The organism is Monashia sp. HAY1-5C (assembly GCF_056755255.1).
Window position 1 is genome coordinate 1 of the sequence record NZ_JBPGXG010000157.1, and the last position, 9,720, is coordinate 9,720.

The window sequence follows — 9,720 nt, forward strand, 5'->3', positions numbered from 1 at the left end:
TGGCAACGGGTGTACGCGCGGACCTTGAACTTCGGCTTCCGGTTCGCCTTGTTGATCAGGGCGGTCTTGGCCATGTCAGTTCTCCTTGAAGGGGAAGCCGAGCGCCTTGAGCAGCGCGCGACCCTCGTCGTCGTTGGTCGCCGTGGTGACGACGGTGATGTCCATGCCGCGCACGCGGTCGATGCGGTCCTGGTCGATCTCGTGGAACATCGACTGCTCGGTCAGGCCGAACGTGTAGTTGCCGCGACCGTCGAACTGCTTGGGCGACAGGCCGCGGAAGTCGCGGATGCGCGGGAGGGCGATCGTCACGAGACGGTCGAGGAACTCCCACATGCGGTCGCCGCGCAGCGTGGTGTGCGCGCCGATCGGCATGCCCTCGCGGAGCTTGAACTGGGCGATGGACTTGCGGGCCCGCGTCACGACCGGCTTCTGGCCGGTGATGGCGGTGAGGTCACGGACCGCGCCCTCGATGAGCTTGCTGTCGCGCGCGGCGTCACCGACACCCATGTTGACGACGACCTTGACGACGCCGGGAACCTGCATGACGTTCCCGTGGCCGAACTGCTGCTGGAGCGAGCTCTTGATCTCGTCCTGGTACCGCTGCTTGAGGCGCGGCTTGCTGGTGGTCTGCGTCATGTTCAGAGGTCCTTGTCCGACTTCACGGCGACGCGCACGCGGGACGCCTTCTGGCGACCGCCGCGCTCGACCGTCTCGACGCGCGTCTTGACGCGCGTCGGCTTCTTCGTCTCGGGGTCGACGACGGCCACGTTGCTGACGTGGATCGCGGCCTCCGTGTGGGTCAGGCCACCGGTGCGGGTGCCACGGGCGGTGGCGCCGGCCTTGATGTGCTTGGTGACGCGGTTGATGCCCTCGACGAGCACGCGCTGCGTCTCCGGGTAGACCGCGATGACCTTGCCCTGCTTGCCCCGGTCGCCGCCGTTCTTCTGGCTGCGGCCCGAGATGACCTGGACGAGGTCACCCTTCTTGATCTTCATCTTCGCCATGGGTCAGAGCACCTCCGGCGCGAGCGAGATGATCTTCATGAACTTCTTCTCGCGCAGCTCACGGCCGACGGGACCGAAGATGCGGGTACCGCGCGGGTCACCGTCGTTCTTCAGGATGACCGCGGCGTTCTCGTCGAACTTGATGTACGAGCCGTCGGGACGCCGACGCTCCTTGACGGTCCGGACGATGACGGCCTTGACCACGTCGCCCTTCTTGACGTTGCCGCCCGGGATGGCGTCCTTGACGGTGGCGACGATCGTGTCGCCGATGCCGGCGTATCGACGGCCCGAACCACCGAGAACACGGATGCAAAGGAGCTCCTTGGCACCGGTGTTGTCGGCGACGCGCAGTCGCGACTCCTGCTGGATCACTGTCTAACTCCTGTCGTCGTGCTGGTTCTCACCCGGTCACCCGGGTGAGCCTTGCCGAACGGAAATGGGGGGTGGCTTACTTGGCCTTCTCGAGGATCTCGACGACACGCCAGTGCTTCGTCGCGGAGAGCGGACGCGTCTCCATGATGAGCACGCGGTCGCCGACGCCGGCCTCGTTCTTCTCGTCGTGCGCCTTGACCTTCGAGGTGCGACGGATGACCTTGCTGTAGAGGGCGTGCTTGACGCGGTCCTCGACCTCGACGACGACGGTCTTGTCCATCTTGTCGCTCACCACGTAGCCCTGACGGGTCTTGCGGTAGTTGCGCTCGGTGGTCTGACCCGTCGCGTCCGTGGTCACGGTGTCCTTCTCGCTCATGCCTGGTCCTCCTCGGCCGTCTCGGCCTCGGCCGTCTTCTCGGCCTTCTTGGTGGCCTTCTTGGCCTTCTTCTCGGCCTTGTCGTCGGCCTTCGCCGGCTCCGGCTGCTCGACCGGGGCCGAGCCGATGCCGAGCTCGCGCTCACGCATCTCGGTGTAGATCCGGGCGATGTCCTTCTTGACCGCACGCAGACGACCGTGGTTGTCCAGCTGGCCCGTGGCGGACTGGAACCGGAGGTTGAACAGCTCCTCCTTGGCCTTCTTCAGCTCGTCGGCGAGCTTCGTGTCGTCGAGACCACGCAGCTGGTTCGGAGCCAGGTCCTTCGTTCCGACTGCCATCAGTTGTCACCACCCTCACGCTGGACGAAGCGGCACTTCATCGGGAGCTTGTGCATCGCGAGACGCATGGCCTCGCGGGCGACCGGCTCGGCCACGCCCGAGAGCTCGAACATGACGCGACCCGGCTTGACGTTCGCGACCCACCACTCGGGCGAGCCCTTGCCCGAACCCATGCGGGTCTCGGCCGGCTTCTTCGTGAGCGGACGGTCCGGGTAGATGTTGATCCAGACCTTTCCGCCACGCTTGATGTAGCGGGTCATCGCGATACGAGCGGACTCGATCTGACGGTTGGTGACGTACGCCGGCTCGAGGGCCTGGATGCCGTACTCACCGAAGGCGATCTTCGTGCCGCCCTTGGCAGCACCGTGACGATCCGGGTGGTGCTGCTTGCGGTGCTTGACTCGACGGGGAATCAACATGGGTCAGGCCTGCTCATTCTCGGTGCTCGCCGCGGCGGGAGCCTCGGCAGCAGCGGTCTCGTTCACTGCCGGGGCAGCGGCGGTCTCGTTGCGGTCACCACGGCGGGCGCGGTTCGGACGGTCGGAACCGTCACGACGCGGGCCACGCGACGGGCGGGGCGCGGCGGCCTGCTGGGCAGCCAGCTCCTTGGCCGTCAGGTCACCCTTGTAGATCCACACCTTGACGCCGATGCGGCCGAACGTCGTACGGGCCTCATAGAAGCCGTAGTCGATGTTCGCGCGCAGCGTGTGCAGCGGGACGCGACCCTCGCGGTAGAACTCGGTGCGGCTCATCTCGGCGCCGTTGAGACGGCCCGAGACCTGCACGCGGATGCCCTTGGCGCCGGCGCGCTGGGCGGACTGCATGCCCTTGCGCATCGCGCGGCGGAAGGAGACACGGGCCGAGAGCTGCTCGGCGATGCCCTGGGCGACCAGCTGGGCGTCGGTCTCGGGGTTCTTGACCTCGAGGATGTTCAGCTGGACCTGCTTGCCCGTGAGCTTCTCGAGCTCGCCGCGGATGCGGTCGGCCTCGGCGCCACGACGGCCGATGACGATGCCCGGACGCGCGGTGTGGATGTCGACGCGGACGCGGTCACGCGTGCGCTCGATCTCCACCTTGGCGATGCCGGCCCGCTCCATGCCCGTGGCCATGAGGCGACGGATGGCGACGTCTTCCTTCACGTAGTCGCGGTAGCGCTGACCCTGCTTCGTGGAGTCGGCGAACCAGCGGCTCTTGTGGTCGGTGGTGATGCCCAGACGGAAGCCGTGGGGGTTGACCTTCTGACCCATCAGCGGGCTCCCTTCTTGTTCTCGGGCTGGGTGACGACGACGGTGATGTGGCTGGTCCGCTTGTTGATGCGGCCGGCGCGGCCCTGGGCGCGCGGACGGAACCGCTTCATCGTCGGGCCCTCGTCGACGAACGCCGCCGTGATGACGAGGTTGCGCTCGTCGAAGGCCACGGACTCCTTGTCGGCCTTGAACCGGGCGTTGGCGATGGCGCTCTCGAGCACCTTCTTGACCGGGTCGGACGCGGACTGCGGGGCGAACGTGAGCACCGTGACGGCGTCGGTGGCGCCCTTGCCGCGGATCAGGTCGATGACGCGGCGGGCCTTCTGCGGGCTGACCCGGACGTGCCGGGCCGAAGCCTTGGCTTCCATGACAACTTCCTTGGATTCGGTGGCCATCAGCGACGACGACCCTTCTTGTCGTCCTTCACGTGACCCTTGAACGTGCGGGTCGGTGCGAACTCGCCGAGCTTGTGGCCGACCATCGACTCGGTGACGAACACCGGCACGTGCTTGCGGCCGTCGTGGACGGCGAAGGTGTGGCCGAGCATGTCGGGGCTGATGACCGAACGACGCGACCAGGTCTTGATGACGTTCTTCGTGCCCGCTTCGTTCTGGGCGTCCACCTTCTTCTGGAGGTGGTCGTCGATGAAGGGGCCCTTCTTGAGGCTACGAGGCATTCTTCAGGCTCCTTGTCAGCGCTTCTTGCCAGTACGACGGCGACGCACGATGAGCTTGTCGCTTTCCTTGTGGCCCTTGCGGGTCCGGCCCTCGGCCTGGCCCCACGGGCTCACGGGGTGACGTCCACCGGACGTCTTGCCTTCGCCACCACCGTGCGGGTGGTCGACCGGGTTCATGGCGACACCGCGGACGGTCGGGCGCTTGCCCTTCCAGCGCATGCGGCCGGCCTTGCCCCAGTTGATGTTGCTCTGCTCGGCGTTGCCCACCTCGCCGACGGTGGCGCGGCAGCGCACGTCGACGTTGCGGATCTCGCCGGACGGCATGCGCAGCTGGGCGTAGGGGCCGTCCTTGGCGACGAGCTGGACGCGAGCACCGGCGGAGCGGGCGATCTTGGCGCCGCCGCCGGGCTTGAGCTCGATGGCGTGCACGACCGTGCCGACAGGGATGTTGCGCAGCGGCAGGCTGTTGCCGGGCTTGATGTCGGCGGCGGGACCGTTCTCGATCGGGTCGCCCTGCTTGAGGCGGTTCGGCGCCAGGATGTAGCGCTTCTCGCCGTCGGCGTACTGGACGAGCGCGATGCGCGCCGTGCGGTTGGGGTCGTACTCGATGTGCGCGACCTTGGCCGGCACGCCGTCCTTGTCGTGGCGACGGAAGTCGATGACGCGGTAGGCGCGCTTGTGACCGCCACCGATGTGGCGCGTCGTGATGCGACCGGAGTTGTTGCGGCCACCCGTCTTCGAGAGCGGTCGCACGAGCGACTTCTCCGGGGTGCTGCGCGTGATCTCGACGAAGTCGGCGACCGACGAGCCGCGACGGCCCGGCGTGGTCGGCTTGTACTTGCGGATACCCATGTTCGTTAAGTCCTTACGATTCTTCGTCGGTCTCAGGCGCCCGCACCGAAGATGTCGATCGAGCCCTCGCGGAGGGAGACGATCGCACGCTTGGTGTCCTTGCGCTTGCCGATGCCGAAACGGGTGCGACGGCTCTTGCCCTGGCGGTTCAGGGTGTGGACCTTGTCGACCTTGACGTCGAAGATCTGCTCGATGGCGATCTTGATCTCCGTCTTGTTCGCCCTGGGGTCGACGAGGAACGTGTACTTGCCCTCGTCGAGGAGCCCGTAGGACTTCTCGGAGACGACCGGCGCGATGAGGATGTCGCGGGGGTCCTTGGCGTGGATGCTCACTTGGTGGCCTCCTTGTCGGCCTCGGCACCCTTGGTGCTGCCGGCGACGAACGCGTCGAGGGCGGCCTGGGTGAACACGATGTCGTCGGCGCAGAGGACGTCGTAGGTGTTGAGCTGGTCGGCGACCAGGACGTGGACGTTGCTCAGGTTGCGGACCGACTTGAAGGTCACGTCGTCACCGCGCTCGATGACGACGAGCAGGTTCGGACGCTCGGTCAGGCCGGCGAGGAACACCGCGGCGTCCTTGGCCGAGGGGACCTCGCCCGAGACGATGGCGTCGACGACGTGGATGCGGTCGAAGCGGGCCCGGTCGGAGAGGGCACCGCGCAGCGCGGCGGCCTTCATCTTCTTGGGGGTGCGCTGGGCGTAGTCGCGCGGCTGCGGGCCGTGGACCGTGCCACCGCCGGCGAACTGCGGCGCACGCGTCGAGCCCTGGCGGGCGCGGCCGGTGCCCTTCTGGCGGTAGGGCTTGCGGCCACCGCCGCGGACCTCACCGCGCGTCTTCGTCGAGTGCGTGCCCTGACGAGCCGCCGCGAGCTGGGCCACCACGACCTGGTGGATCAGCGGGACGTTCGTCTGCACGTCGAAGATCTCGGCAGGCAGGTTGGGGGTCTTCGTGGCCATGTGGATCATGCACCCTTCGCAGCCGTGCGGATCAGGACGATGCCACCGCGGGGGCCGGGCACGGCACCCTTGATGAGCAGCAGACCCTTCTCGGCGTCAACGGCGTGGATCTGGAGGTTCTGGGTCGTCTGGCGGACACCACCCATGCGACCGGCCATGCGCATGCCCTTGAAGACACGGCCCGGCGTGGCGCAGCCGCCGATGGAGCCCGGCTTGCGGTGGTTGCGGTGCGCACCGTGCGAGGCCGAGACACCGGCGAAGCCGTGGCGCTTCATGACGCCGGCGAAGCCCTTGCCCTTGGTGGTGCCGGTGGCGTCGACGCGCTGGCCGGCCTCGAAGGCCTCGGCCGTGATCTCCTGGCCGAGCTCGTACTCGCCGGCGTCGGCGGTGCGCAGCTCGACGAGGTGACGGCGCGGCGTGACGCCGGCCTTCTCGAAGTGGCCGGTCATCGGCTTGTTGACCTTGCGCGGGTCGATGGCGCCGAAGGCGATCTGGACGGCGTCGTAGCCGTCGGTGTCACCGTTGCGGACCTGCGTCACGACACAGGGGCCGGCCTTGACCACGGTCACGGGGACGAGGCGGTTGTCGGCGTCCCACACCTGGGTCATGCCGAGCTTCTCGCCGAGGACGCCCTTGATGGTCTTCTGCTGAGCAACAGTCGTCATGTGTACCAACCGCCTCAGAGCTTGATCTCGATGTTGACGTCCGCCGGCAGGTCGAGACGCATCAGCGAGTCGACGGCCTTGGGCGTCGGGTCGATGATGTCGATGAGGCGCTTGTGCGTGCGCATCTCGAAGTGCTCGCGGCTGTCCTTGTACTTGTGGGGCGACCGGATGACGACGAAGACATTCTTCTCCGTCGGCAGCGGGACGGGGCCCACCACGGTCGCGCCGGCGCGCGTCACTGTGTCAACGATCTTCCGGGCCGAGTTGTCGATGACCTCGTGGTCGTACGACTTCAGCCGGATGCGGATCTTCTGTCCCGCCATCTGATGAACGTCTCTCTCTCGCTTCTGACTGCCGGTTCCCTTGGCCTCCGACCCCCGAGGTCGGGCGTGTCGCCCTTTCCACGAAGTGAAAGTGCGCACGGAAGTGCCACTTTCGTCGTGAGTGCCCGGCCGAACCGGGTTGCACTGCGCTTCCCTCGGGCCTCCGAGAGGAGTCCGGGCGAGTCCCCGTCAGGAGGCTCTCGAGGGGCGGCGCCGTCGACATGGGTCAGCGACGCGCGTCAAGCAACCTGGCTAGTGTGCCAGAGCGGCGGGGGCCCTATCAAATCGAGGCGGGCGCCGCGCGCACCGTTCCCGTCGTGGCGCGTCGTGGCGCGTCGTGGCGCGTCGTTGCGCTTCGTTGCGCTTCGTTGCGCTTCGTTGCGCTTCGTGGGCCGGGACTGACGCGGCGCGGGCCGGGCGGACCCGTCGTCACCTCGGCGTGACGGGGGTCAGCCCGCCACCTCGCCGGGGCGCGGACGCTGAGGGTCCTGCGGGTCCTGCGATGTCGGGCGGGCGCACGCGGCGCTGCCGCCGGGCAGCCGGTACCGGTGGTCGGCGACCCATGCGTAGACGCGCGCCGCGAGGGCCGAGACGCCGGGGGCGAGCAGGAGGTAGCCGAGCGGGCGCCAGGCCGGCGCGCCGTGGGTGGCCGCGCTCGCGATGGCCCGGTGCCCCGAGCGGATCGAGCCGTCGGCCGTGACGAACTGGGCCGCTGCGTCGCAGTCCTGCGGCGTGAGGCCGACGGCGGCGAGGTCGAGCGCCTGCCAGGGGTGGACGTCGTAGCGACCCCGGCGGTCCACCCAGTGCCGGGCGAACGCCACGCTGCGGGTGCAGAAGCCGCAGTCGGCGTCGTACACCAGCGTCGGCCGGTCCGGCACCCTGAGCTCCACCCGCCCATCCTCGCACGGCCCCACCACGTCCGGTCGAGCGTCCGGGACCGGTGCGGTGCCGGCGCGGTGTCCGGCGTGGTGCCTGGAGGTACCGGTGCGCGCCCGCGGTGGCGTCAGGCGGGGGCGAGGAAGGCGCTCAGCGCGCCCGCGTACATGGCCGGGTCCTCGGCGCCCATGAGCTCGCGCGCACTGTGCATCGACAGCGCGGCGGCCCCGAAGTCGACGGTCGTCGCGCCGGTCAGCGCCGACGTGACCGGCCCGACCGTCGAACCGCACGGCAGGTCGCTGCGCGTCACGAACGTCTGCATCGGTACCTCGGCCTGCTCGCACGCGAGCCGGAAGGCCGCCGCCCCCACCGAGTCGGTGGCGTAGCGCAGGTTGGTGTTGACCTTGAGCACCGGTCCGCCGTTGACGCGGATCTGGTGCAGCGGCTCGTGCAGCTCCGCGTAGTTCGGGTGCGTCGCATGACCCATGTCGCCCGAGGCGATGACCGTCGCGGCGAGCGCGCGGAAGTAGTCGTCGCGGCTGCCGCCGGCGGCGAGGACGACGCGCTCGAGGACCGAGGGCAGCAGCGTCGAGACGGCGCCCCGCTCGGACGTGCTGCCGATCTCCTCGTGGTCGAACAGGACGAGGACGGGCACGTGCCCGGGCTCGGTCGCCGTGGCGTCGACCATCGCCCGGACGCCCGCGTAGGAGGTGGCGAGGTTGTCCAGGCGCGGGGCGGCGATGAGGTCGCGGTCGCGGCCGATGCGCGCGGAAGGCTGAACCGGGTGCGTCATGACGTCCCAGGCGAGGACGTCCTCGTGGTCGACGCCGACGTGCGCGGCGAGATAGGCGGGGAAGTCGCCCGGGGTGTCGCCGACGCCCCAGACGGGTACGAGGTGCTGCTGGCGGTTCAGGGTCAGCGCGTCGTTCTGCGTGCGGTCGAGGTGGATCGCGACCTGCGGCACCCGCAGGACGGGGTCGCTGTCGTGGAAGAGGCGCTGCTCCAGGCCGTCCCGGGTGCGCACGGCGACCCGGCCGGCCAGGCCGAGGTCGCGGTCGAGCCACGAGTTCTGCAGCAGGCCGCCGTACGGCTCGACGGCCAGCATCTGCCACCCGGCCTTGACGTGGTCCGCACGGGGCTTGACGCGCAGGTTCGGGCTGTCGGTGTGCGCTCCGACGACGCGGAACCCGGCGGCCGGACCGACGCCCGAACCGTGGGCACCGATGGTGTCCCAGGCGATGAGCGACCCACCGCGCACGAGCCAGTGGCGCCCCGGCTCGGTCGGGAACGGGTCGGTCTCGGCCACCTCGGTGAACCCGGCCTCGGCGAGCCGACGCGCCGCCTGCTCGCACGCGTGGAACGGCGTCGGTGACGCATCCACGTAGTCGATCAGCCCCTGGGCCTCGGAGTCGGTGTCGAAGGAGTGCGCCATGGTGCCCGACCCTACCGATCCCTCACGGGTCGACCGATGCCGACGGCTGCCCGTCGGGGTGCGGGTAGGGCTCCCCATTGGCCGAGCCGCGACAGGCTGCCTAGGGTTTGGGGCGGGGCGCGGCCCCACACTTCGTCGGACGGGGGAAGGGCGAGACGTGGTCGTGTACAGGAAGGGCGCCGACCCGGACGCGCTGGAGCGCGCCGCGGGGCAGCTGGAGCGGTTCGCCGGCGAGTGCCGGGCCGCGCGCTCAGCGGTCGACCACGCGGTCGGTCGACTCGGAACCGCCTGGGGTGGTGCCGACGTCGAGGGCTTCCGCGGCGACTGGCACGGTGCCGCGCCCAGGATCGATGCCCTCGAGCACGCGCTGACCGGGCTGGGGACGAGGCTGCGCGAGAACGCCGCCCGGCAGCGGGGCGCGAGCGCGCCCGGCACGGGCAGCGGCTCCGGTGCCGTCGGCGGCGTCGGTGACCTCGGTGGCCCTGGTGGCGCCGGAGTCGGCGGGGCCCCGCACGTCATGTCCGGCCCGGGTGGCGCGCCCGTGCCGCTCGCGGCCGACCCGTCCCCCTGTCTCTTATACACATCTGACGCTGCCGACGACGGA

17 protein-coding genes and 1 pseudogene are annotated in these 9,720 nt (G+C 69.4%); 1 reads left to right on the forward strand and 17 read right to left on the reverse strand.

Translation table 11 applies throughout. The annotated features are described in order from the left end of the window. The 17 genes and pseudogenes from rpsN to ACR9ZK_RS18725 form a co-directional block, all read right to left on the reverse strand. Positions 1-74, reverse strand: a pseudogene (rpsN, locus tag ACR9ZK_RS18645) (type Z 30S ribosomal protein S14); the annotation flags it as partial. A gap of 1 nt (position 75) precedes the next feature. Then, positions 76-636 carry a 50S ribosomal protein L5 gene (gene rplE, locus ACR9ZK_RS18650; protein ID WP_481343459.1) on the reverse strand — a complete coding sequence of 187 codons (561 nt, stop codon included), beginning with the start codon at positions 634-636 and terminating at the stop codon, positions 76-78. Positions 637-638: 2 nt separating this feature from the next. Further along, positions 639-1,004 (reverse strand): 50S ribosomal protein L24, encoded by a 366-nt coding sequence (gene rplX, locus ACR9ZK_RS18655; RefSeq protein WP_481343460.1) that lies wholly within the window; start codon positions 1,002-1,004, stop codon positions 639-641. A gap of 3 nt (positions 1,005-1,007) precedes the next feature. After that, entirely contained in the window at positions 1,008-1,376 is a 369-nt protein-coding gene (gene rplN, locus ACR9ZK_RS18660) for a 50S ribosomal protein L14 (RefSeq protein ID WP_481343461.1), read from the reverse strand. Between the two features lie 76 nt (positions 1,377-1,452). Continuing rightward, complete coding sequence (gene rpsQ, locus ACR9ZK_RS18665; RefSeq protein ID WP_481343462.1) at positions 1,453-1,752, reverse strand: 30S ribosomal protein S17; 300 nt, start codon at positions 1,750-1,752, stop codon at positions 1,453-1,455. Further along, a complete protein-coding gene (gene rpmC, locus ACR9ZK_RS18670) occupies positions 1,749-2,090 on the reverse strand; it encodes a 50S ribosomal protein L29 (RefSeq protein WP_481343463.1) in 342 nt (113 codons plus the stop codon). The genes rpsQ and rpmC overlap by 4 nt, the downstream gene beginning before the upstream one ends. Then, positions 2,090-2,509: a 50S ribosomal protein L16 gene (rplP, locus tag ACR9ZK_RS18675; RefSeq protein WP_076264098.1), complete on the reverse strand. Its 420-nt coding sequence runs from the start codon at positions 2,507-2,509 to the stop codon at positions 2,090-2,092. Before rplP ends, rpmC begins: the two co-directional genes overlap by 1 nt. Positions 2,510-2,512: 3 nt before the next feature. After that, positions 2,513-3,337 (reverse strand): 30S ribosomal protein S3, encoded by an 825-nt coding sequence (gene rpsC, locus ACR9ZK_RS18680; RefSeq protein WP_481343464.1) that lies wholly within the window; start codon positions 3,335-3,337, stop codon positions 2,513-2,515. Further along, positions 3,337-3,705 carry a 50S ribosomal protein L22 gene (rplV, locus tag ACR9ZK_RS18685; RefSeq protein ID WP_481343465.1) on the reverse strand — a complete coding sequence of 123 codons (369 nt, stop codon included), beginning with the start codon at positions 3,703-3,705 and terminating at the stop codon, positions 3,337-3,339. The genes rpsC and rplV overlap by 1 nt, the downstream gene beginning before the upstream one ends. Before the next feature lie 26 nt (positions 3,706-3,731). Then, positions 3,732-4,013 (reverse strand): 30S ribosomal protein S19, encoded by a 282-nt coding sequence (gene rpsS / locus ACR9ZK_RS18690; RefSeq protein WP_026864141.1) that lies wholly within the window; start codon positions 4,011-4,013, stop codon positions 3,732-3,734. A 15-nt stretch (positions 4,014-4,028) separates the two neighbouring features. Further along, on the reverse strand, positions 4,029-4,865 hold the full coding sequence (gene rplB / locus ACR9ZK_RS18695) for a 50S ribosomal protein L2 (protein ID WP_076264095.1): 837 nt from the start codon (positions 4,863-4,865) through the stop codon (positions 4,029-4,031). Positions 4,866-4,897: 32 nt separating this feature from the next. Beyond that, positions 4,898-5,197, reverse strand: a complete 300-nt coding sequence (gene rplW, locus ACR9ZK_RS18700) for a 50S ribosomal protein L23 (RefSeq protein ID WP_452269189.1) — start codon at positions 5,195-5,197, stop codon at positions 4,898-4,900. Continuing rightward, entirely contained in the window at positions 5,194-5,829 is a 636-nt protein-coding gene (rplD, locus tag ACR9ZK_RS18705; RefSeq protein WP_481343466.1) for a 50S ribosomal protein L4, read from the reverse strand. The genes rplW and rplD overlap by 4 nt, the downstream gene beginning before the upstream one ends. Next, positions 5,826-6,485 carry a 50S ribosomal protein L3 gene (gene rplC, locus ACR9ZK_RS18710; RefSeq protein ID WP_481343467.1) on the reverse strand — a complete coding sequence of 220 codons (660 nt, stop codon included), beginning with the start codon at positions 6,483-6,485 and terminating at the stop codon, positions 5,826-5,828. The genes rplD and rplC overlap by 4 nt, the downstream gene beginning before the upstream one ends. Before the next feature lie 14 nt (positions 6,486-6,499). Next, positions 6,500-6,808, reverse strand: coding sequence for a 30S ribosomal protein S10 (gene rpsJ, locus ACR9ZK_RS18715; RefSeq protein ID WP_009775966.1), 309 nt, complete (start codon positions 6,806-6,808; stop codon positions 6,500-6,502). Between the two features lie 449 nt (positions 6,809-7,257). Next, positions 7,258-7,698 (reverse strand): thiol-disulfide oxidoreductase DCC family protein, encoded by a 441-nt coding sequence (locus ACR9ZK_RS18720; RefSeq protein WP_481343468.1) that lies wholly within the window; start codon positions 7,696-7,698, stop codon positions 7,258-7,260. A gap of 113 nt (positions 7,699-7,811) precedes the next feature. Further along, the gene (locus tag ACR9ZK_RS18725) at positions 7,812-9,116 is read right to left on the reverse strand and encodes a M18 family aminopeptidase (protein WP_481343469.1); all 1,305 of its coding nucleotides are present in this window, start codon (positions 9,114-9,116) and stop codon (positions 7,812-7,814) included. A 157-nt stretch (positions 9,117-9,273) separates the two neighbouring features. Between ACR9ZK_RS18725 and ACR9ZK_RS18730 the strand changes: the two genes are divergently transcribed. Further along, on the forward strand, positions 9,274-9,720 hold a 447-nt coding region (locus ACR9ZK_RS18730), incomplete at its 3' end, for a WXG100 family type VII secretion target (RefSeq protein WP_481343470.1).

Coding starts and splice junctions, on each gene's coding strand:
- rplE (WP_481343459.1), bottom strand. CDS start 636: ATGACGCAGACCACCAGCAAGCCGCGCCTCAAGCAGCGGTACCAGGAC.
- rplX (WP_481343460.1), bottom strand. CDS start 1,004: ATGGCGAAGATGAAGATCAAGAAGGGTGACCTCGTCCAGGTCATCTCG.
- rpsQ (WP_481343462.1), bottom strand. CDS start 1,752: ATGAGCGAGAAGGACACCGTGACCACGGACGCGACGGGTCAGACCACC.
- rpmC (WP_481343463.1), bottom strand. CDS start 2,090: ATGGCAGTCGGAACGAAGGACCTGGCTCCGAACCAGCTGCGTGGTCTC.
- rplP (WP_076264098.1), bottom strand. CDS start 2,509: ATGTTGATTCCCCGTCGAGTCAAGCACCGCAAGCAGCACCACCCGGAT.
- rpsC (WP_481343464.1), bottom strand. CDS start 3,337: ATGGGTCAGAAGGTCAACCCCCACGGCTTCCGTCTGGGCATCACCACC.
- rplV (WP_481343465.1), bottom strand. CDS start 3,705: ATGGAAGCCAAGGCTTCGGCCCGGCACGTCCGGGTCAGCCCGCAGAAG.
- rpsS (WP_026864141.1), bottom strand. CDS start 4,013: ATGCCTCGTAGCCTCAAGAAGGGCCCCTTCATCGACGACCACCTCCAG.
- rplB (WP_076264095.1), bottom strand. CDS start 4,865: ATGGGTATCCGCAAGTACAAGCCGACCACGCCGGGCCGTCGCGGCTCG.
- rplD (WP_481343466.1), bottom strand. CDS start 5,829: ATGATCCACATGGCCACGAAGACCCCCAACCTGCCTGCCGAGATCTTC.
- rplC (WP_481343467.1), bottom strand. CDS start 6,485: ATGACGACTGTTGCTCAGCAGAAGACCATCAAGGGCGTCCTCGGCGAG.
- rpsJ (WP_009775966.1), bottom strand. CDS start 6,808: ATGGCGGGACAGAAGATCCGCATCCGGCTGAAGTCGTACGACCACGAG.
- ACR9ZK_RS18725 (WP_481343469.1), bottom strand. CDS start 9,116: ATGGCGCACTCCTTCGACACCGACTCCGAGGCCCAGGGGCTGATCGAC.